10 protein-coding genes and 1 pseudogene (1 of these 11 only partly in view) are annotated in these 22,821 nt (G+C 68.5%); 7 read left to right on the plus strand and 4 right to left on the minus strand.

Annotation, left to right across the window (positions count from 1 at the left end; translation table 11 throughout):
• The 5 genes from ACYQ5L_RS17560 to ACYQ5L_RS17580 form a co-directional block, all read left to right on the plus strand.
• Nucleotides 1-14,141: the final stretch of a non-ribosomal peptide synthase/polyketide synthase gene (locus tag ACYQ5L_RS17560; RefSeq protein WP_459958766.1), read on the plus strand. The gene continues 14,554 nt to the left of window position 1, outside the view; 14,141 of the gene's 28,695 nt are visible here — the last part of the coding sequence; its start codon lies beyond the left edge, outside the window; its stop codon occupies nt 14,139-14,141.
• A gap of 139 nt (nt 14,142-14,280) precedes the next feature.
• Nucleotides 14,281-14,460 carry a hypothetical protein gene (locus tag ACYQ5L_RS17565; RefSeq protein ID WP_459958767.1) on the plus strand — a complete coding sequence of 60 codons (180 nt, stop codon included), beginning with the start codon at nt 14,281-14,283 and terminating at the stop codon, nt 14,458-14,460.
• 25 nt (nt 14,461-14,485) lie between these two features.
• Nucleotides 14,486-17,203, plus strand: coding sequence for an ATP-binding protein (locus ACYQ5L_RS17570; protein ID WP_459958768.1), 2,718 nt, complete (start codon nt 14,486-14,488; stop codon nt 17,201-17,203).
• A gap of 130 nt (nt 17,204-17,333) precedes the next feature.
• Nucleotides 17,334-18,083 carry an SDR family NAD(P)-dependent oxidoreductase gene (locus ACYQ5L_RS17575; protein ID WP_459958769.1) on the plus strand — a complete coding sequence of 250 codons (750 nt, stop codon included), beginning with the start codon at nt 17,334-17,336 and terminating at the stop codon, nt 18,081-18,083.
• 182 nt (nt 18,084-18,265) lie between these two features.
• Entirely contained in the window at nt 18,266-18,856 is a 591-nt protein-coding gene (locus ACYQ5L_RS17580) for a suppressor of fused domain protein (RefSeq protein WP_379202858.1), read from the plus strand.
• 1 nt (nt 18,857) lies between these two features.
• Here ACYQ5L_RS17580 and ACYQ5L_RS17585 read toward each other — a convergent pair whose 3' ends face one another.
• Nucleotides 18,858-19,058, minus strand: coding sequence for a DUF397 domain-containing protein (locus tag ACYQ5L_RS17585; RefSeq protein ID WP_459958770.1), 201 nt, complete (start codon nt 19,056-19,058; stop codon nt 18,858-18,860).
• On the minus strand, nt 19,055-19,912 hold the full coding sequence (locus tag ACYQ5L_RS17590) for a helix-turn-helix domain-containing protein (RefSeq protein ID WP_459958771.1): 858 nt from the start codon (nt 19,910-19,912) through the stop codon (nt 19,055-19,057). The genes ACYQ5L_RS17585 and ACYQ5L_RS17590 overlap by 4 nt, the downstream gene beginning before the upstream one ends.
• Nucleotides 19,913-20,257: 345 nt before the next feature.
• On the opposite strand from ACYQ5L_RS17590, the gene ACYQ5L_RS17595 reads away from it, so the two are divergent.
• On the plus strand, nt 20,258-20,626 hold the full coding sequence (locus ACYQ5L_RS17595) for a hypothetical protein (RefSeq protein WP_459958772.1): 369 nt from the start codon (nt 20,258-20,260) through the stop codon (nt 20,624-20,626).
• 33 nt (nt 20,627-20,659) lie between these two features.
• On the opposite strand, the gene ACYQ5L_RS17600 is transcribed toward ACYQ5L_RS17595, so the two are convergent.
• Nucleotides 20,660-21,622, minus strand: coding sequence for a helix-turn-helix transcriptional regulator (locus tag ACYQ5L_RS17600; protein WP_459963456.1), 963 nt, complete (start codon nt 21,620-21,622; stop codon nt 20,660-20,662).
• A 95-nt stretch (nt 21,623-21,717) separates the two neighbouring features.
• Between ACYQ5L_RS17600 and ACYQ5L_RS17605 the strand changes: the two genes are divergently transcribed.
• Entirely contained in the window at nt 21,718-22,662 is a 945-nt protein-coding gene (locus tag ACYQ5L_RS17605) for a Gfo/Idh/MocA family protein (RefSeq protein ID WP_459958773.1), read from the plus strand.
• Here ACYQ5L_RS17605 and ACYQ5L_RS17610 read toward each other — a convergent pair.
• Nucleotides 22,646-22,810: pseudogene (locus ACYQ5L_RS17610) on the minus strand (helix-turn-helix domain-containing protein); the annotation flags it as partial. The gene ACYQ5L_RS17605 and the pseudogene ACYQ5L_RS17610 overlap by 17 nt on opposite strands.
• Between the last annotated feature and the right edge of the window lie 11 nt (nt 22,811-22,821).

Raw genomic sequence — 22,821 nt, forward strand, 5'->3', positions numbered from 1 at the left:
TCGTCCACTGGACCGCGTCGCGGCCGGAATCCGGCCGCGACGCCGCGGCCCTGATGTTCGTGGGCCGGGCGGACTTCCAGGTGAAGCTGCGCGGACAGCGCATGGAGCCGGGCGAGGTCGAAGCCGGACTGTGCGAGGTGGAGGGCATTGCGCAGGCGGTCGTGCTCGTGCACGCGGCGCGGGCCGATTCCGGTGCGCGACTGGTGGGATACGTGGTGGCCGGGCCGGGATGCACGCTGGACCCCGCGGTGGTCCGGCGCTCGGTGAGCGAGCGGTTGCCCGGCTACATGGTGCCCGATGTGGTGATGGTGCTCGACGAGCTGCCGTTGACGGTCAACGGCAAGGTGGACAAGGCGAAGCTGCCGGAGCCCGCCGCGGTGGGCGCGGGTTACCGAGCGCCGTCCACACCATCCGAGGCGATCGTGGCGCAGGTGTTCGCCGAGGTGCTCGGCCTGGACCGGGTGGGCATCTATGACGACTTCTTCGCGCTGGGCGGCGATTCGATCGTGTCGATCCAGGTGGTGGCGCGGGCGCGGACACGCGGAGTGGTCTTCGGGCCGCGTGATGTGTTCGAGCAGCGCACCGTCGCGCGATTGGCGGAATGTGCGCGCCACACCGACGGCGAGAACGCTGCCGGGTTGGCCGAGCTGCCCGGTGGCGGGGTCGGCGAATTGCCATTGCTGCCGGTTGCACGGTGGATGGTGGAGTGGGGCAAGGGTTTCGATCGGTTCGAGCAGCATATTGTGCTGCGCTTGCCCGTCGGTGTGGACGAGGCGAGCTTGGCGGCGGCGGTGGGCGCTGTGCTGGATCGCCACGACATGCTGCGTTCTCGCCTGCGGCGCGACGAATCCGGTGAATGGTCGATGCAGGTGGCGGCCCCCGGCAGTCTGGACGCCGCAGCGGTTCTGCTCAGGCGTCCGCTCGACCCGGGTATCGACGTCGACTCCGACGCCGGTCGGACGCTGGTGACGGATCTCGCTGCCGCGGAACTGAACTCCGCGGCAGAGCGGCTGGATCCGGTCGGCGGGATCATGACGCAACTGGTCTGGCTCGACCCCACCGACCACGCGGGTTGGCTGATTTTCGTCGTGCACCATGCCGTGGTGGACGGCGTCTCGTGGCGGGTGCTGGCGCCCGATCTGATGTCCGCGCTCGACCAGGCCATGCACGGCGTCACGCCGGTGCTGGAGCCGGTGGGAACGTCGATGCGAGCGTGGGCGCACGGACTGCTGACCGCCGCGAGCCAGCCCGGGCGAGCCACGGAACTGGCGCTGTGGCAGTCGATGCTGACAGGTCCCGACTCGGCACTCGGCGCCCGCGAGCTCGACTCGGCCGTCGATACCGCGTCGATGCTCGAACAGGTGGACGTGGAATTGCCCGAGCCGGTGACGCGTGCGCTGCTGACCCGGGTTCCGGCGGTCTTCCACGGCGGCGTCGACGACGGGCTGATCGCGGGTCTCGCTGCGGCCGTGCGGATCTGGCGCGCGCGGCGCGGTATCGACGAGACCTCGGTATTGCTGCGTCTGGAAGGTCACGGCCGTGAGGAACAGGTCGTCGGCGGCGCGGACTTGTCGCGCACGGTGGGCTGGTTCACCTCCATGTTCCCCATGCGATTCGACCTGTCCGGCATCGATCTCGACGAGGTGATGGCGGGCGGCGACGCCGTGACGGCGGCGGTGCGGTCGGTGAAAGAGACCATGCGCTCGATCCCGGACAAGGGCATCGGTTACGGCCTGCTGCGCTACCTGAACCCGGAAACCGCTGCGCTGCTGCCGGATCGAATGCCGGGGCAGATCTGCTTCAACTATCTGGGCCGCATCGGGGGCGGCGATGTCGGTGCGGACGGAGTGCACGGTGGCCTGGGTGAACTGATTGCCGCACCCGACCCCGACATGCCGGTGACAGTCGCCGTCGATGTGTCGGCGATCGTCATCGAAGACCGGCTGCGGGTGGTATTCCGGTTCCCGCGCACACTGCTCGATCGCGGCGCGGTCGAGGAACTGGCGGGCTTGTGGTCGCAGGCGCTCACAGCGGTCGCCACCCACGCCGAAATGCCGGGCGCAGGCGGACATTCGCCGTCGGACTTCACATTGGTGACCCTGCCGCAGGCCGGTATCACCTCGCTGGAGCGGCGATACCCGTCGTTGGCCGACGTTTGGCCGGTGACGCCGCTGCAGGCCGGTCTGTTGTTCCACGCGCAGCTGGCCGATGCCGAGGCCGCCACGGATGCCTATGTCGCACAGGTGGTTCTCCACCTGACCGGTGGCCTGGACGCGGAACGCCTGCGAGCGGCGGCGGCCTCGATACTGCGGCGGCACGAGGGTTTGCGCACCGCCTTCACCGCCACGGACAGCGGCGAGCACATCGCGGTGGTCTGTGACGACATTGAAATGCCCTGGAACACCGTGGATCTCACGACTCGGTCGAATCCCGCGACCGCGCTCGACGAGTTGGCCGCACAGGTGAAGGCGGTCCCGTTCGACCTCGCCGAGCCGCCGCTGCTGCGCTGCACCCTGGCCGCCGTGGGAACCGATCGGTGGGCATTGATTCTCACCAACCACCACGTGATCCTCGATGGCTGGTCCATGCCATTGCTCATCACCGAGCTGTTCTCCGCCTACGCCGGACAGCAACCGGCGGCTCCGGCCGGTTCGTATCGGGACTTCCTGGCCTGGTTGGCCGTTCGCGATCACGCGGCGGCCCTGTCGGCCTGGGCGGCGGCCCTGAACGGCGCCGAACCCACCCTCATCGCGGCGGGCGCCGCAGGCGATCCGGCACACGTGGCGGACATTTCGATCACCATCGACAAGGCCGACACCCGCAACCTGGTCGCCGCGGCGGCCGCTGCCGGGGTGACGGTGAATACGGTGCTGCAATCGGCATGGGCGATCATGCTGGCGCAGCTGAGCGGCCGCACGGATCTGATATTCGGTGCGACCGTCTCCGGCCGTCCCGGCGAGCTCCCCGCCGCCGCGCACACCATCGGCTTGTTCATCAATACGATTCCGACCCGGGTCCGGCTCGATCCCGCCGAGACCGTCACGCGGCTGTGGCGCCGTATCCACGACGAGCAGGCGGCCCTGCTCGAGCACCACCATGTCGGACTGCGCGATATCCACGCGCTCACCGGCAACGACAGCCTCTTCGACACCTTGATGGTGCTCGAGTCCTACCCCGTCGACCTGCACGGCATCGCGCACACCGCCGGCGACGGCGATCTCGAGATCACGCGGATCGTGGCCGGCGACGCCACGCACTACCCGCTCACCTGTACCGCGGTTCTTCAGGACGCCTTGCGCATCCGGTTGCAGTACCAGAGTGGGGTTTTCGATACGGCCACGATCGAAGCCTTCGGTGAACGTCTGCGCCACGTGCTGCACGCGATTGCCGGGGACCCCACGATGCTGGTGCGGGATATCGACGTCCTGTCGCCGCCGGAACGGTATCGGCTCCTGCACGAGTGGGGCCGCAACGGTGTGCTGGACCTCGATCACGCCTCCGTTCAGGGCATTCAGGGCGTCGGTGCGAGCGGGCGCGGCCCGGCCACCTTGCCGGATCTGCTGGCGGCCGCGGCAGCCGCCGATCCGGCCGGGGACGCGGTGCTGGACGGTGACCGGCACCTGTCCTACCGTGACCTCGATGAGCGATCGAATCGTCTGGCGCGCTCGCTGATCGGGCGTGGCATCGGCCCGGAGTCGGTGGTCGCCGTCGGTGTGCCGCGATCGCTGGAATGGGTGCTGGCGGTGTGGGCCGTCGCCAAGACCGGTGCGGCATTCGTATCACTGGATCCGGCGCATCCGCAGGAGCGAAACCGGTTCGTGTGCACCGATTCCGGCGTCACCTGCGTACTCGCTCGCAACGATCTCGAGCTCGGCGTGGACGGCGTGGACACCATCCGTCTCGATCGGCTCGACCTCGCATCCGAGAGTCCGGCCGCCGTGCTGGATGCGGAGCGGCGCACGGTGCTGCGTGCGGGCAACCCCGCCTATGTCGTCTATACCTCGGGGTCGACAGGTCGCCCGAAGGGCGTCGAGGTCACCCATGCCGGGCTGGCGGCCTTGATAGCGGATCTGCGGTCCCGGTGCGCGATCGATCCCGCTGCGCGCGTGCTGGGCGTGGCATCCCGGACTTTCGATGCGGCGATCCTGGAATTGCTGCTGGCGGTATCGGGTTCGGGCGCACTGGTGATCGCGCCGCCGGATGTGTATGGCGGACAGCCACTGTCCGAGCTGCTGCGGGACCAGCGTGTCAGCCACGCCTTCCTCACTCCGGCGGTCGCGTTGTCCCTGGAATCGGACGGCTTGGATGGGCTGCGAGTCGTACTGACAGGCGGCGATCGGTGTTCCCCGCATCTGGTTTCGCGATGGGCGGGCACCGACGCGGCGGGCTCGCGCCGGGTGCACAACCTGTACGGCCCCGCGGAGGCCACCATCTGGGTGACGGGCACGGAATTGCCGCCCGGGGGCTCTTCCGGGATCGGCGCTCCGATCACGGGTATGGCTGCGGTGGTGCTGGATTCGTGGCTGCGCCCGGTTCCCGCCGGTGTGGTGGGTGAGCTGTATGTCGCGGGCGCCGGTGTGGCCCGCGGGTATCGAGGCCGATCCTCGCTGACCGCGTCGCGCTTCGTCGCCAATCCGTTCGGGAAGATGGGCGACCGGTTGTACCGGACCGGCGATCTGGTCCGCTGGACGGTCGACGAGAGCGGCTCGGGCGCGGGGGAACTGGTGTTCGTCGGTCGCGCCGACTTCCAGGTGAAGGTGCGCGGTCAACGTCTGGAGCTCGGCGAGATCGAGGCCGCACTGACCGAGGTGGAGGGCGTCGAACAGGCTGTGGCGCTGCTGCATTCGGTTCCCGACGCAGATTCGGCCGCCGGTGCGCGGCTGGCCGGGTATGTGGTTGCGGCATCGGGGTACGACCTCGATCCGGCGTTGGTCCGTGAACGGGTGGGCGAGCGGTTGCCCGGATACATGGTCCCGGACGTGGTGATGGTGCTCGCCGCATTGCCATTGACGGCGAGCGGAAAGGTCGACCGGCGGGCATTGCCCGAGCCGCAGTTCGATTCGCGGGCTTTCCGGGCCCCGTCGACACCGGCGGAGCAACTCGTGGCGAGCATATTCGCCGAGGTCCTCGGGCTTGAACAGGTCGGAGTCGACGACGATTTCTTCGCGCTGGGCGGCGATTCCATCGTATCGATCCAGGTGGTGGCCCGCGCGCGGACGCGGGGCTTGGTCTTCGGGCCGCGCGATGTGTTCGAGCAGCGGACAGCGGCGCGGTTGGCGTCGATCGCGCATGCGTCCGGTGACGGGGTGGACGATGCTTTGGCCGAGCTTCCCGGCGGCGGGGTGGGGGAGCTGCCGTTGTTGCCGGTCGCGCAGTGGATGGTGGAGTGGGGCAAGGGTTTCGCTCGGTTCGAGCAGCATGTGGTGCTGCGCTTGCCGGTCGGAGCGGACGAGGCGAGCCTGCTCGCGGCGGTGGGCGCGGTGGTCGACGGCCACGATATGCTGCGCTCCCGGCTTCGGCTCGACGGGTCCGGCGCATGGTCATTGATGGTGACCCCGCCCGGCAGTGTCGCCGCTGCCACGGTATTGCGGCGTCGCGAGATCGCCGCGGATGCGCATTCGTCGGAGGTCGCGGATCTCGCTGGGGAGGAAGTCAACTCGGCCGCGGACCGCCTGGATCCGGCGGCGGGCACGATGGTGCAGTTCGTGTGGCTCGACGCCGTCGGTGAGCCTGGCTGGCTGGCGGTCGTGGCGCATCACCTTGTCGTCGACGGCGTCTCGTGGCGCGTGCTGGTCCCGGATCTGATGGCGGCGCTGGAGCAGGCGATGCGCGGCGGGACGCCGGTACTGGAACCGGTGGGTACTTCGATGCGGCGGTGGGCGCACGCACTGCGGAACGCCGCTCTGGACCGGAACCGGGTGGGGGAGTTGGGCCTGTGGCAGTCCATGACGGCAGGCGCGGATCCCCTCTGGGGCGGCAGGGATCTGGATCCGTCGCTGGACACGGCGTCGGTCCTCGAGCACGTGGATGTGCGACTGCCGGAATCGGCGACGGGCGCCCTGCTGTCGCGGGTGCCGGCGGTGTTCCATGGCGGCGTCAATGATGGCCTGCTGGCCGGTTTGGCTGCCGCGGTTCGGATTTGGCGGGTTCGACGCGGCATCGGCGAATCCTCGGTGCTGATCCGGATGGAGGGTCACGGCCGCGAAGAGCAGGTCGTCCCCGGTGCGGATCTGTCGCGGACGGTGGGCTGGTTCACCTCCATGTTCCCGGTGCGATTCGACCTCGCGGGCGTCGACGATGTGCTCTCGGACGGGGATGTGGCGGCCCTGGTGTGGTCGGTGAAGGACACGCTGCGTTCGATCCCGGACAAGGGAATCGGGTACGGGATGCTGCGCTATCTGAATCCGGAAACCGCTGCGCTGCTCCCGGATCGGATGCCGGGACGAATCGGCTTCAACTATCTGGGGCGGGTATCGGCGACGGATATCGGGGCCGACGGAGTGCTCGGCGGATTGGGCGAGCTGGAGGTGGCGGCCGACCCGGCGACACCGGTGACGGTGGCGGTGGATGTCTCGGCCATGGTGGTCGACGACCGGCTGCAAGCCGTCTTCCGGTACCCGTCCACCTTGCTGAACCGCGCTGACATCGACGAGTTGGCGAATCTGTGGACCCGGGCGCTCACCACGATCGCCGAGCACGCCGAAAAGCCGGGCGCGGGCGGGCATTCGCCCTCGGACTTCGAACTGGTGACCTTGACTCAGCCGCGGGTAACCACGCTCGAGCGGTTGTACCCGTCGCTGACCGATGTATGGCCGGTGACTCCACTCCAAGCCGGATTGCTGTTCCACTCCCAGTTGTCCGGCAGCGCCCCGACCGACGTCTACACCGCGCAGGTGGTGCTGCGTCTGACCGGGGAGCTGAATCCCGAACGTCTGCGGGCGGCAGCGGCAGCGGTACTGCGGCGACACGACGGCTTGCGCACCGCATTCGCTGCCACCGGTACCGGTGACAGCGTGGCGGTCGTCTGCGGTGAGGTCGAATTGCCCTGGCAAGTCGTGGATCTCACGAGCATTGTCGACGCGGAGACGGCGTTGACAGAACTCGCCGCAGCCGAGCAGGCCCGCCGATTCGATCTCGCCGCGCCGCCGCTACTACGGTTCACCCTGGTGGCCCTGGGTCCCGAGCGGTGGGCATTGATCCTGACGAACCACCACGTGATCCTCGACGGCTGGTCCATGCCCTTGCTGGTCGCCGACCTGCTCACCGCATACCACGGTGCGATGCCGGATGTTCCGGCCGGATCTTTCCGGGATTTCCTGGCGTGGCTGGCATCCCGTGACCGCGAGGCAGGTGGGGCGGCGTGGAGTCGTGCACTCGAGGACGCCGAACCCACCTTGATCGCCGGAACCTCGGGCGCTGCCTCCGGGCCGGTCGCGGATGAGTGGATCACCATTGACAGTGCCACTACCCGTGATCTGATGGCCGCAGCGGCGACCGCCGGCGTGACCGCGAATACGGTGCTGCAATCGGTGTGGGCCATCCTGATCGGTCAGCTCACCGGCCGCACCGACGTGGTGTTCGGTGCGACCGTATCCGGCCGCCCCGGCGACCTGCCCGCCGCCGAACGCACCCTCGGCCTGTTCGTGAACACGATCCCGGCCCGGGTGCGGCTGCGACCGGCCGAGACCGTCGCCGAACTCTGGACGCGAATCCACCACGAGCACACCGCGCTACTGGACCACCAGCACCTCGGCCTGGCGGAGATCCACGCCCTGACCGGCAACGACAGCCTCTTCGACACCCTCATGGTGCTCGAGTCCTACCCCGTCGACCTCCACCACCTCGACCAGGCCACCGGCGACGACAACCTGACGGTCACCGCGGTCACGGCCGCCGACTCCACGCACTATCCCCTGACGTGCAGCGTGATCCTCCAGGACACCGCCCGGATCCGGCTGCAATACCGGACAGACCTGTTCGACGCGGCCGCGAGAGACGGATTCGCCCGCCGGCTGCGAGCAGTGCTGCACGCGGTCACCCGCGATCCGTCGGCGGCGGTCCGTGATGTCGAGATACTGCACGCCTCCGAGCGGCGGCAGCTGCTCGACGTGTGGGGGCGCTACGGCCGCAGTGCTGTTCGCGATGGCGATACCACCGAGCGTGCCGAGACCATGTCGGATCCGGCTGTTCCGGTCCATGAAGCCGGTCTGCTGTCCGCCGGTGACCCTCACCTGCTTCCGCGTGAGCGCGGGAAGGGCGGTGCGTTCGAACCAGTCGGCCGCAGTGTGCCCGGCGACGCTCTCACCTTGCCCGCGCTGCTGGCTGTCGCGGTGGCCGCGAATCCGCAAGGTGCCGTGGTGATAGACGCGGGCCGGACAATCTCCTATGCCGAGCTGGATGAGCGATCGAACCGGTTGGCGCGCTGTTTGATCGGCCGTGGCGTCGGCCCGGAGGCGGTTGTGGCGGTAGGCGTCCCGCGCTCGCTGGAGTGGGTGCTCGCGGTCTGGGCGGTCGCCAAGACCGGCGCGGCATTCCTGTCTCTCGATCCCGCGCATCCCCTCGACCGCAATGAGTCCCTCTGCGCCGATTCCTCGGTGCGAGTGGGTATTACATCCACCGAACACGGCGCGTCCCTGCCGCGCGAGGACGTGTCCTGGCTGATTCTCGATGACCCCGTGGTGGTCGCCGAGATCGACGGTTGCGCACCCGCGCCGGTGTGCGACGGCGATCACCATGGGGCGTTGCGACCGGGCAACCCGGCGTACGTGGTCTACACCTCGGGATCGACGGGCCGTCCGAAGGGTGTCGATGTCACCCACCGCGGCTTGGCGGCGGTGGTCTCGGATCTGGTGCACCGGAGCACGGTCGACCGAGATTCGCGCGTGCTGTGCGTGGCTTCCCGGACCTTCGACGCGGCCATCCTGGAGTTGCTGCTCGCGGTGGCGGGCGCGGGTGCGTTGGTCGTGGCCCCGGTGGATGTGTATGGCGGGCAACCGTTGTGGCGCGTGCTGCGGGACCGGCGGATCACTCACGCATTCCTGACACCGGCCGTGGCGCTGACGCTGGAACCCGCGGGCTTGGACGACCTGCGCGTCGTGCTGACCGGCGGCGATCGGTGCGGACCGCAACTGGTGTCGCGATGGTCGGGCACCGATACCGCGGGCCTGCGGACGGTGCACAACTTGTACGGCCCGGCGGAAGCCACGATCTGGGTCACGGCCGCGGAACTGTCGCCGGGCCGGCAGGCCGGAATCGGCGGCCCGATCCCCGGTGTCGGTGCGCTGGTACTGGATTCGTGGCTGCGCCCGGTGCCCGCCGGGGTGGTCGGTGAACTGTATGTGTCGGGTCCCGGTGTGGCGCGCGGATACCGGGCCCGTTCCGCATTGACGGCCTCTCGCTTCGTGGCCGATCCCTATGGCGCGGAGGGTGATCGGTTGTACCGGACCGGCGATCTGGTGCGCTGGATCGCCGGTGCGGCGGGTTCGGGTGTGCTGGAGTTCGTGGGCCGCTCCGATTTCCAGGTCAAGGTGCGCGGGCAGCGTCTCGAGCTCGGTGAGGTCGAGGCGGCGCTGTGCGAGGTGGCCGGGGTCGAGCAAGCGGTAGCGGTCGTGCACACACCCGACGCGCATTCCGATACCGCCGCGGATACCGGTGTGCGAGTGGTGGGATACGTGGTGGCCGCAGCGGGATGCACGGTGGATCCGGTAGCGGTGAAACGTTCGGTGGGGGAGCGGCTGCCGGGATTCATGGTTCCGGATGTGCTGGTGCTCGACGAGTTGCCTGTGACCGCGACCGGAAAGGTGGACCGGCGCGCACTCCCCGCACCGGTGTTCACCCCGCAGGAGTTCCGTGCCCCCTCGACTCCCGCTGAAGCAGCCGTGACGAGGGTGTTCGCCGAAGTCCTCGGGCACGATCGGGCAGGCGTCGATGACGATTTCTTCGCGCTGGGCGGCAACTCGCTCTCCGCCACCCGGCTGGTGGCGCGGCTCTCCGAGACCCTGGGCGCCGAGGTCGGCGTACGCGATGTGTTCGAGGCTCCCCGGGCGGGTGAGCTGGCTCGGCGGGTGACCGAGCGCGCGGCGGGCGCGGCGGTCACGCCGCGATTGGGCGTGATGGCGCGTCCGGAGCGCGTGCCGTTGTCGTATGCGCAGCAGCGAATGTGGTTCGTGAACAGGTTCGCTCCCGGATCGGTGGCCTACAGCATTCCGCTGGTGCTGCGGCTATCGGGTGCGGTGGACGCCTCGGCCTTGTCGGCAGCGGTGACCGATGTGCTGGGACGGCACGAGGTGCTGCGCACCAGGTACCCGGATGTGGATGGCGTGCCCTTCCAATTCGTGGTTCCTGTCGGGGAGTTGGCGACTGCGGTCGACCTCGACGCGACGCCGGTACCTGTGAGGGAATCCGAGCTGGCGGCCGCGGTGACGGCCGTGGTGTCGACGGGTTTCGATGTGACGCAGCGAATTCCATTGCGGATGCGGCTGCTCCATAGCGGACCCGACGAATTCGTCCTGGTGCTCGTGGTGCACCACATCAATGCCGACGGCTTCTCGATGGCTCCGCTGGCGCGTGACCTGGCCACGGCGTACACGGCGCGCTGCGCGGGGCGTGGCCCGGCATGGACGCCATTGCCGGTCCAGTACGCGGATTACACACTGTGGCAGCGGGAGTTGCTGGGCTCGGCCGACGATCCGGAATCGGTGCTCACGCGGCAGCTCGGGTACTGGACCGGGCAGCTGGCGGGCCTGCCCGAGGTGCTGGATCTGCCGACGGACCGGCCCCGGCCCGCGGTAGCCTCGCACCGGGGTGCGACACACGGATTCACGATCGAACCCGAAATCGTTTCCAGATTGCAGAGTCTCGCGCGGACACAGGGCGCGACGCTCTTCATGGTCTTCCATGCGGCACTGACCATCGTCCTGTCCCGACTGTCCGGCAGCACCGATATCGCGGTGGGCACACCGGTTTCCGGACGCGGATCGGCCCTGCTGGACGACCTCGTCGGCATGTTCGTCAATACGGTCGTGCTGCGCACCCGCGTCGACGAGTCGGTGACCTTCGCCGAGCTGCTCGACCGCGTGCGCGGGGTGGATCTGAACGGGTTCGCGCACGGCGAGGTGCCCTTCGAACAGGTGGTGGAAGCCCTGGATCCGCCGCGCAGCCAGGCGCACCATCCGTTGTTCCAGGTGATGCTGGCCTTCCACAACCTCGATCGGGCGCGCCTGGAACTGCCGGACGTGGTCGTGACCGGCATGGGAGCCGAGACCGGTGTCGAGCGATTCGATCTGACGCTCACCTTGACCGACACACCTGACGACGACGGCGCGATCCCGGTCAACGTCGGCTATGCCAGCGAACTGTTCGACGAGGCCACGATTGCTGGTGTCGCGCACCGGCTGTCGCGGGTGCTGACGGCGATCTCCCAGGAACCGAACATCCTTGTGCGCGACATCGAGCTGCTGTCCGCAGCCGAGCGGCGCCTGCTGCTGCACGAGTACGGGCACGGCGGAGCGCTCGTACCAACAGGTTCGGGCGTCGGTGCGAGCGGTGCGGTCGCGGGCGATCGGACCTTGCCCGGCCTATGGGCCGCCGCGGTGGCGAGTAACCCGCACGGAACCGCGGTCGTGGACGGGGACCGGGCGCTGTCCTACCGGGAGATCGACGAACGGTCCAATCGCCTGGCGCGCTTCCTCATCGGACGCGGTGCGGGTCCGGAATCGATCGTGGCGATCGGCATACCGCGCTCGGTGGAGTGGGTCGTGGCACTCTGGGCGATTGCCAAGACAGGTGCGGCGTTCCTGTCGGTGGATCCGGCGCATCCGGTCGACCGCAATCGCTGGGTGTGCGCCGATTCCGGTGTGCGGGTCGGCATAACACTGGACAGGTACGCGGTATCGCTGCCGGAGGGCACGGCCTGGGTGGTCGTCGATGACCGTGCGGTAGCGGCGGAGATCGACCGCTGCCCGAATGCCGCTGTCACCGAAGCGGATCGGGGCGCGAAGGTGCGGCTCGGCAACACCGCGTACGTCATCTACACCTCCGGTTCGACGGGCCGTCCGAAGGGTGTGGAAGTCACTCATGCCGGGTTGGTGGCGCTGGTCGCGGCGCAAGTGCGTGACTACGGGGTCGAATCCGCTGCACGCGTATTGAGTGTCGCCTCACGGACATTCGATGCCGCGATCCTGGAATTGCTGCTGGCGGTCTCGGGTGGTGGTGCTCTGGTGGTCGCGCCGGTGGATGCGTATGGCGGGCAACCGTTGTGGCAGCTGCTGCGCGAGCAGCGCATCACGCACGCCTTCCTGACGCCTTCGGTCGCGCTGTCACTGGAGTCGGCCGGCCTGGATGATCTGCGGGCCGTGCTGACCGGCGGTGATCGATGCTCGGCGCAACTGGTCGCGCGCTGGTCGCGCACCGACGCCGCGGGCCGGCGCCGGGTGCACAATCTCTACGGACCCGCCGAGGCCAGCATCTGGGTGACCGCGAGCGACGAGCTGCGGCCCGGCGAACCGGTCACCCTGGGCTCGGTCATCGCCGGAATGGATGTGCTGGTGCTGGATTCGTGGCTGCGTCCGGTGCCCGCCGGTGTCGTGGGCGAGCTGTATGTCTCGGGCGCCGGTGTGGCACGCGGTTATCGGGGCCGCCCCGGGTTGACGTCCGCACGATTCGTGGCCAATCCCCATGGGGGAGCGGGGGATAGGTTGTACCGCACCGGTGACCTGGTGCGGTGGGTTGCCGATGGCTCGGCTTCGGGGCCGGGCGCTCTGGTATTCGTGGGCCGCTCCGACTTCCAGGTGAAGGTGCGCGGACAGCGACTGGAGCTGGGCGAGGTCGAGGCCGCCTTGTGCGCCCTGGACGGAATCGAGCAGGCCGTGGCGATCGTGCACACCCCGGACGGTGGGACGGACAGCGCCGCAACCCGATTGGCGGCCTGCGTGACAGCCACACCGGGAAGCCCGGTGGACCCGGTGTCAGTGCGCCGATCGATGGCCGAGCGCGTCCCGGGCTTCATGGTCCCCGATGTCGTGCTTGTGCTCGCCGACCTGCCGTTGACCACCAGCGGAAAGGTCGATCGAAATGCCCTGCCCGCGCCCGTGATCGCACCGCGCATATGCCGCGCACCGAGCACCCCGAGCGAGCGCCTGGTGGCGGAAGTATTCGCCGAAGTCCTCGGCGTGCCCCGGGTCGGCGCCGACGACGACTTCTTCGAACTGGGCGGAAACTCGCTCAGCGCGGTACAAGTCGTCTCCCTGGTGCGGTCGCGCACCGGCAGGCAGCTCCAGTACGGCCACCTGTTCTCCGACGCCACCCCCGCCTCGCTGGCCCGCGCCCTGGACAGCGGTGACCAGCTGAACATTGCACTGGGCGTGCTGACCCCGCTGCGGTCCGCGGGCACCCGCCCGCCGCTGTTCTGCGTGCACCCCGGCGGCGGCCTGGCCTGGGTGTACGGCTCCCTGGCGGGCAACCTGGACCCCGACCGCCCCGTCTACGGCTTGCAGGATCCCTACATCGTCGCCGACGAATCCCGCCCGGAATCGGTTGCCGCCTACGCCGACCGCTACGTCCGCGAGCTTCTCGACCGCTTCCCCGGCGCCACCTACAACCTGCTGGGCTGGTCCCTGGGCGGCCAGATCGCCCACGCCATGGCCGTGCGCCTGCAGGAACTCGGCCACCCGGTCGGCCTGCTCGCCCTCGTGGACGCCAGCCCGGAAACAGGCCCGCACGACGCACCCGAACCTGAGCCGAAGGAGGTGGCGGAAGCCGTCGGCCGCATTCTCGGCGGCTGGCGAGAAGCCCTGGGCCTGGACGATATTCCGGCCATCGACAACCTCGACGAGTTCTACGCCCTGCTCGCCGATCGAATCACCCGGGCCGGAGTCCTCACGCCGCGACACGTCGAACGCGTCCTGGAGAGCTTCTCCAACCCGGTGCCCTACACCCCGGGCCGTTTCACCGGCGACGCGCTGCTCTTCACCTCCGCCCGCGAGCCCGGCCGCGACCGGCTCGCCGACACCTGGCGCGAATACATCACCGGCCGAATCGATCGCGTCCCCATCGACGCCTGGCATACCGGAATGCTCAACGCCGACAAGGCAACCGAGATCGCCCCGATCCTGGAATCCCGCCTCCCCGCCGGAGGTGACTGACCCGGGCGGATATCCACGACGCGGCGTCCGAAAATCGCGTGTAATTCACCGAGATCGTGCTCTACGTTCGGTGCACGGTGCTGACCGTTCGATCCGACCAGGGACGTGCCATGACGGCCGCCGCCGTGACCGTGGTGCTGTGGGCCTCTCCAACTCCAATGGCGCCGCCGTCCACGGCGTCATCCTGTGCGTGCTCGCCGCGGCCAACTGGGCCATCTCGGTCATAGCCCAGAAACCCGCCCTGGCCCACGCCTCGGCCCGGCAAGTCACCACCGGCGGCGGCACGCGCCGCGAACCCCAGGACACCGAGCCGAGATAATCCCTGCGAGATTACGCTGACGACCATGCTGGTGGGACGGGACGCCGAGCTGGCCGAAATCGATGGGCTGCTGGCCGCTGCGGCGGCGGGGCGTGGTCGGGTGCTGGCGATTCGGGGGGAGGCGGGGATCGGGAAGACGGCGCTGCTGGAGTATGCGGCCGGGGCCGCCGGGGGAATGCGGGTATTGCGCGGGGTCGGAATCGAATCCGAGGCCGAGTTGGGGTTCGGGGTGCTGCACATGCTGCTGTATCCCTTCGCGGAACGGATCGACGGGTTGCCCGGACCGCAGGCGGCGGCGCTGCGGGCGGCGTTCGGGCAGGACGAGACGTCGGAGGTCAATCGATTCCTGGTCGGTGCGGCGACATTGACGCTGCTGGCGGAACTGGCTGCCGAGACGCCGACGCTGCTGCTGATCGACGACGCGCAGTGGATCGACCAAAGTTCCACGGATGCGCTGTTGTTCGCTGCCCGGCGGTTCGGTGCGGATGCGATGGCGATGATTCTCGGGGTGCGTGAAACCGCGCTGCCTTTCCCGACTCCGGGGATCGCGACCATGCGGTTGTCCGGGCTGCCGCGGGCGGCCGCCGTCGGCCTGCTCGACCGGCATACGCCCGGCCTCACCGTTCCGGGCCGTGAGCGGGTCCTGGCGGAATCGGCTGGGAATCCGCTGGCCTTGCTGGAATTGGGCGGTGCGCGGCGCACCGCGGAAACCACCGGGCGCATCGATCCGGGGCACGAGGTCGGTCCCGTGGCGGTGTCGTCGCGGGTGCAGGAGAGTTTTCGTGCCCAGATCGCCGAACTGCCTGCGGGCACGAGGACTCTGCTGCTGATCGCGGCGTCGGACAGTGGCGCCGATATCGGCACGGTGTTCGAGGTCGCCGCCCTGCAGGGGCTGTCGAATGCGGATCTGGAGCCGGCGGAGCGGGCGGGGCTGGTCTCCGCCGAGACCGATCGGATCGTCTTCCGGCATCCGCTGATTCGGGCGGCCGTCTATCGGAACGCACCGCATCATCAGCGGATCACCGTGCACGAGAATTTCGCCCGGGCGCTGACCGAGCCCGTGGACGCCGACCGCCGCGCATGGCATCTCGCGGCGGCGACCACCAAACCCGATGAGCGCGTGGCCGCCGCGCTCGAGCAGACCGCTCAGCGTCAGCAGCGCCGCGGCGGCGCCATGGCCGTCTCCGCGGCCTACGACCGTGCCGGACGGCTCAGCGTGGATCCCGAACGGAAGGCGCATCGCATTCTGCTCGCTGCCCGCGCCGCGTACGACGCGGGCAAACCGGATCGCGCCACCCGCCTGGCCGCCGAGGCGGTATCGCTGACCGAGAACCTCGGAATCCACGCCGACGCAACGCATATCCGAGCTCAGGTGGAATACGAGCGGACCTCGCCCGCCGCCGACGCCGAACTCAGTTTGCAGGCGGCGGCGCTGATCGCGGACAGTGAACCCGAGCGGGCGGCGTTCATCTTGGCCGAGGCGATCTGCTGTGCACGGGACGCGGCGGATCGCGAGCTGCTGGTGCGGGGCACCGAGCTGCTGAATTCCATTCGGCTACCCGAGAACTCGCCACTGCGCCCGCACGTGTCGGCGCAGATCGCCTGGGCGGAGCTGCTCGACGGCAACCCTGCCCCTGCGGTAGCGGTCATGGCCGCGCAAATCCGTGCGGCACACGGGGAGTCGGTGGATGACCTGCACAAGATCGTCGCGGGATTCAGCGGATTGATGCTGGCCGACGATGCGGCCACCGCCGCGATCATGGACGAGGTGGTCTCGTGCGCGCGGGCGACCGGTGAGCTGCAATGGATTCCGTACGCGCTCGAACTCGCCGCGCTCGCGCACGCGTTCACCGGCGCCTTCGGCGAGGCCGGAACAGCCGTGGCCGAGGGCATCGCGCTGAGCGAGGAACTCGGCATGCCGACCGAGGCGGCCGCGCTGCGGGCGATCGAGGTATGGCTGGCCGCGGTCGGCGGGGACGAGCCGGGATGCCGGGCCCTGGCCCGCGAGATCCTGCCGGGTCTGTCCGGGACGCACCGGACGCACGCGGCGCTCGCCGAGTGGGGACTCGCGATCGCGGACCTGGCCGGAGGCGATCTGACAGCCGCGGTGGACCGGCTCGACGGCGTCTGCACCGGCCCCGCCGCCCACGACTTCCTCCTCCGCGCCGTGCCCGACCACGTCGAGGCCGCCGTGCGCGGCGGTGACCGCGACCGGGCCGAGAAGCACTTCGCCGCCTTCGGCCAATGGGCCGAGAGCGTCGGAAGCCCTGCGGCGGAAGCACTGTCGAGGCGCTGCCGTGCCTTGCTGTCGACCGGCGACGACGCGGAAGAGCATTATTCAGCCGCGCTCGCGCAGCACGGCAGCCCCTATGACCGTGCGCGAACCCAGCTGGTCTACGGCGAATGGCTGCGCCGCCGCCGCAGACGGTCCGATGCTCGCGGCCAGCTGGTCGCGGCACTGGACACCTTCGACCGCCTCGGGGCACGCGCCTGGGTGAGCCGGGTGCACGCCGAACTCGCCGCGCTCGGCGAGCAGCCGGCGACAGCCCGCCGCACCGATCCGCTCGCCCAGCTGACGCCGCAGGAACTGCAGGTGGTTCGCCTGGCGGCCGCCGGTTACAGCAATAAGGAGATCGGCGCGCGACTGTTCCTCAGCCCGCGGACCATCGGCCATCACCTGTACAACGCCTACCCCAAGCTGGGTGTCGCGCGCCGAGCCGAACTCGCCCAGCTCGGGCTGTGACCTAGCCGAATGACTCATTCGACCCCGGTCATCGTCCCGGGACGCCGGTAAGTCGACCGATGTGGCCGAAACTACTGTCGAAATAGCGTCTTTCGTGTCAGCAGGATTCCCTCGCACGAAAGAGACGCTCATGCTCCTCGAGAACAAGACCGCAGTCGTCTACGGCGCCGCCGGTGACATCGGCTCCGCCATTGCCGCGGGCTTCGCGGCCGAAGGCGCGAACTGCTTCCTGGTCGGCCGCACCGCCGCCACCCTGGACGCCGTCGCCGACAAGATCCGCGCCGACGGCGGCCGCGTCGAGACCGCCGCCGTGGACGCCCTGGATGCCGCCGCCGTGCACGACCACGCCGCCGCCATTGTCGAAAAGACCGGCAGCCTGGATATTTCGGTGAACGTCATCGCCCAGGAGTCGCTGTTCGGCATGCTCGCCGATATCCCGGTGGCCGACTTCGCGCACTCCATGTCCCGGCTCGTCACCTCCCAGCTGATCACCACCCAGGCCGCCGCCAAGCACATGGTCGCCCAGGAATCGGGCGTGATCCTGTTCTTCGGCGGCTCCGATTACGGCAACCGGGCGCCCGGGCTGGGCACCGTGCAGATCGGCAGCGACACCATCGAAGCGCTGCGCCGCCAGTGGGCCTGCGAGCTGGGCCCGCACAATGTCCGCGTCCTCACCCTCCGCACCAGCGGCATCCCGGAATCCCTGCCCGATATCCCGCAGACCGAGATGGCGAAGCAGAGCATTGTCGACAGCACCCTGCTGAAGCGGGCCGCCACCCTCTCCGACGTCGGCCAGGTCGCCGCCTTCGCCGCCTCCGACCGGGCTCGTACGATCACCAATGCCCAGATCGACATTTCGTGCGGCGCCTATGGGGGGTGATCCGCGGTAGCCGGGCCGCCCGCGCTGGTTGGGAGGGTCGCCTGCACCGGCCTCGATCGCAGCGCAGTATGGTTGCCGGACTATCAAGGCATCGAGGGCGAGTCATGCGGGCGGCCCGAACCATCCTGCGCGACAGGTGATTCCGCCACCGGATCGATGCGGGAGAGATGGAAGGATTCAGGGTGGGCGCATCTCCGTTGCTGCGCGGGGTTTTTCGCGACTTACGGGAGAGCTGGGGGCTGGAGGACGACGGCTACGTATTCGAGGGCGGACCGGGACCGATCGGCCGCGTGGACGTCTTCATCTTCCACCCCGCCGACGATGTGCCCATGACCTCGTTCGCCACCATCGGAATGTCGGCGGGCGAACTGCCCACCACCCCCGGACCCGGCAATGGCGGGCGCGCCGAACTCCGCTTCGCCTGCCGGGGCTGGCTCGACCGCTCGGTGGAGGAGGCCATCGCCCGCCAACTGGCCAACCTCGCCGTCTACCCCTGGCTCACCGGAAACCAGGTGAACTGGGGCCACATGATCGAACTCGACGAGGACTTCCCCGGTTTCCCCGGCTGCGACGCCATCTTCGTTGCGGGCCCCCTCACCCCCAACGGCCAGGACTGCATCTGGATCGACGACGAGCCCATCCGCATCATGAACGTCGTCCCCATCACCGATGCCGAACGCGCCCACGCCCGCCGCATGCGCCCGGGTGATTTCCTCGAAGAACTCATGGCCAATGTGGACATCTTCACCAGCCGCGAACCCTGGAGCGGCTAGCTCAGCCGCGCCAGATGCCGCTGTGCAGGAATCGGTCCCACTGATGCCCGCTGAAGACGAGCGCGGGACCGGCGGGGTCCTTGGAATCCCGTATGCCGACGTGACCGGCTTCGTGGCCGACGAAGGCAATCTCGACACACTCGCTGGCATTCGAGGACCGGGAGGATTTGAACCATTCTGCGCCGGACAGATCGATAGTCACGCCGCGTACTCCTTTGCAATTTCGAGCACCATGTCTCTGGTGTCTTGCTCACTCAACGCTACCGCTCGCAACTCCGAGATCGCTTCCCGATAGCGATCGATGACGTCCTCGCGTTCGTGGTAGAGAGCGCCGACCGCACCCTCCAGGTACACCACGGGAGGCACCGTGAGACCGCTGGAGCCGCGCGGAAACTCCAGCAGCGTGAACGATTGGATGTTCAGCCCGCGATGCGGACCGACCCGGAACGGAATGACGCGGATCCGGATATTGTCACGTTCGCCCGCCTCCGCGAGCCAGCGCAGTTGCGCCGCCATGACTGCTGGGCTGCCCGGCTGATGCCGCAGCACGGCTTCGGAGACAAGGGCATTCATCTGGAAGTCGGCATCGTCGAGCCTCGCCTGTCGGCGCGCCGCGAGTTCGACGCGGCGTTCGGTATTCACCGCGGACAACTCCGGGACATCGATTTTGGCGATAGCGCGGCGATAATCGGCAGTCTGGAGAAGTCCTGGGACGAGCACGAGCTGGTGTGAAGTGACGCGGTTGGCCGCGCCTTCCAGCCGTAGATAGCGCGGAAAATGAGATGCCACCTGATCCGCGTACGCCTGCCAGTATCCCTTTGAATTCCCTTGCGCTTTAGCAGTCTTATCCTGCTCTTTGATTTCTCCCCACAGCATCAGCGCTTCAGCCCGCGTCTCGGTGTCAGCTCCGTAGAAATCGAGCAGGCTCTTGAGCTGCGGAGTCGTCACCTTGGTCGGCAGCCCCTCCTCGAGGCGCATGATCGTCTGGCGAGAGACTTCCAGGTGCAGTCCGGCAGCGAGCGTGCTCCGCGCCGCGCGCGTTCGAAGCTCGTACATGAAGTTCCCGAAATCCCTACGAGAGACCGTTGATCCGGCCATTTTGTTAGCCTCGCTATCTGGGGAGTGACTTCCGCGGGCATGTCCGTCGTGGACGTCCAGTGTATTTCAGTGGATGTCCCTTGTGAACGTACAGCATCGCGTGAAATGGGTGTCTACTGAACATGTCCGCCAGCCCACGAACAGTATTCGCGAGGGGCACCGAAATGCTTTGGGAAACAGTTTCATTGGTCGTAGTTCTACTCGGCTGTCTCGCCGCCGTGGCGGGTGCGCTGCGGATCGCTGCCGACGGCCATCTCCCGACTTCACCCGCGCCTGATGCTCCACCGCTCGTAGCCGGTGGCCGTGAACTCCACCGCGTCCCTCTCCGCAATACGCATCGCCTGCGCGGCAAGCATCGGGCGTGGTGACGGCATGCCCTCGGCCGACAGCACACGCGAACTCGAAATCCAGGTCCTGGCAGACGTTATCGCCGCTGCCGAGTTCCTGCTGCAACGCACCGAAGCCGCCGGCAGAGCCGTCGCCGTCCCGCGCCCCGAGGTCTACGCCATCATCATCCAAGCCGTCATGGCCAGTGCTCGCGCCAGCGGCCACTATGGTCCCGGCAGTCTGGCCTATGCACCGCTGCTGGATGCGATTCTTGCCGGGGTCGAGGCGAACCCTTGGGATGCGGCGGTATTCACCGTCCTCATCGAGAGTGTCGTCCTCGATTGAAGTCGGGACACCCAGCCGACGATGCGTGGCCGGTCAGGGCTGGGAGTGCGTGGTGGCCGCGATGGCGCGTTCGCCGATGGCGCGAATGAGCGGAGCCAATTCCGGTGGGGCGAGCAGGGTGTAGGGGATGGGGAGCAGGGCGATGTTGTAGGCGGTGTAGTGGGGTGCGTCAGGGTAGGTGGTGAGGGTGCAGGTGTGCTCGTCGGTGGGCTCGAGCAGGCCCTGGCGTGCGCTCAGGCGGTGACGGGCCGTTTCGACGGGCTCGTGCAGCAGGACGCGGGCTTGGATGGCGCCGGTGCGGCGCAGCGAGCGGGTGAGCCAGGCGGCGGCGTCCATGCCATCGGGGAGTTCGCGGGCGGGCACGCGGAGGCCGGTGCGGTGGACGGCGTCGATGCGGTCCAGGCGGAAGGTGCGCCAATCGCCGCGGTCGGAGTCGAAAGCGATGAGATACCAACGGGTTCCGGCGGCAATGAGGCGATGGGGTTCGACGAAGCGTTTGGAGACGTCCTCGCCGGCCTTGGTGTAGGTGAAGCGGACCTTCTCGTGGGCGCGGCAGGCGGCGGCCAGCGCCGCCAGGGTTTCCGGGGCGATCGGGGACCCGGGCACGGGCAGCACGTCGGCATCGGACACGTCCGAGAGGCGGTGGCGCAATCGGCTGGGCAGCACCTGTTCGAGTTTGGCCAGGGCGCGCAGTGCGGCGTCCTCGATGCCGGTGATCGCGGCGGTGGTCGCGGTGCGCAGGCCGACGGCGATGGCGACGGCTTCCTCGTCATCGAGGACCAGCGGCGGCATGGCGGTGCCCGCGGCCAGTCGGTAGCCGCCGATATTGCCCTGGGTGGCGTGGACGGGATAGCCGAGTTCGCGCAGGCGCTCGATGTCGCGGCGAATCGTTCGCGGGGTGACTTGCAAACGTTCGGCGAGCTCGATACCGGTCCACTCCCGCGGGGACTGGAGCAGGGAGAGCAGTTGTAACAGCCGGCCTGATGGATCACGCACAAACCTCATCCTGACACCTCAATAGGTCATTTGATGACCTATTGGACTTCTAGCGTCGTGGCAACGCGAGTCAACGCAGAATGAAAGGGGTCATCGTGAAGGTCGCGCTTCTCGGCACGAGCATCGCCCAGGCGCACGCCGCCGGGTTCAAGGCTCATCCGGACGTCGACGTGGTCATCTACGGGCACACGCCCGCCAAGGCCGAGCAGATGGGCGCGCGGTTCGGCTATCCGACCACCACCGATCTGGACTCGATCTACGCCGATCCGAGCATCGATCTGATCGACATCTGCCTGCCCACGCGCCTGCACACCGAACACGTCCTGCGCGCCCTGGCCGCGGGCAAGCACGTACTGACCGAACTGCCGCTGGCGCCGGATATGGACGACGCCCGCCGCATCGTCGCCGCCTCGGCCGCGAGTGACAAGCAGGTGTTCGTGGATATGTTCAACCGTTTCGTGCCGCAGAGCCGCATGCTGGTCGACGCCGTCACCGCAGGGGCGCACGGCCGGCTGTTGCAGCTCACGGTGGAGACGAATACAGCGCTGTTGTGGCCGGGCGCGAGCATCGGCTTGAAGGAGATACCCCTGGATTCGATGCTCGGCGATCTCGACACCATCGTCCGGGCGCTGGGCGTGCCCGGTGATATCGAAGTCGCCGCCACAGCCAAGGATTCCGAGGCCGCCGCGGTGGACGCGCTGCTCGCCTATCCGAGCGCGCTCGTCCGCTGCTCGACCTCGTCGATGCTGCCGATGAGCTACGGCTGCCGCGGCGGCTATCGCGCCGTCTTCGAAAAGTCCACGCTCGAATGCACTTTCACCATGGGCTTCGACGGCAAGCCCGACTCCGCCGTCACGCTGTACTCCGCCGCAGGCGCCGACCGCCTCGAGGTCCCCGACGTCAACCAGTACTCCGCCATGATCGACCACGTCCTGGACTGCCTGAACGGCAAGGCCGTCAACACGATCGGACCGGACACCGTACTCGACAGTCTCGACGTGGCGCTGCGCATCGACAGGGCCGTCAGCGGTGTGGCTTGATACGGAGTCGGCGGCGTTGCAGGGCCCACCACAGGCCGAGGATGTGGTCGGGGTGGTTCAGTTCGATGCGGAGAAGTTCCTCAACGCGGCGCGGGCGATAGCGAACCGTCGTGTGGTGCAGGCGCATTGCGGCGGCCCGGCGTCGTCTCGATCTGAAAC

It is taken from the genome of Nocardia sp. IFM 10818, assembly GCF_054655275.1.

Bases quoted from the DNA above. Each gene is read 5' to 3' on its own strand.
- ACYQ5L_RS17570 (WP_459958768.1), top strand. From the start codon at position 14,486: ATGCTGGTGGGACGGGACGCCGAGCTGGCCGAAATCGATGGGCTGCTG.
- ACYQ5L_RS17575 (WP_459958769.1), top strand. From the start codon at position 17,334: ATGCTCCTCGAGAACAAGACCGCAGTCGTCTACGGCGCCGCCGGTGAC.
- ACYQ5L_RS17590 (WP_459958771.1), bottom strand. From the start codon at position 19,912: ATGTACGAGCTTCGAACGCGCGCGGCGCGGAGCACGCTCGCTGCCGGA.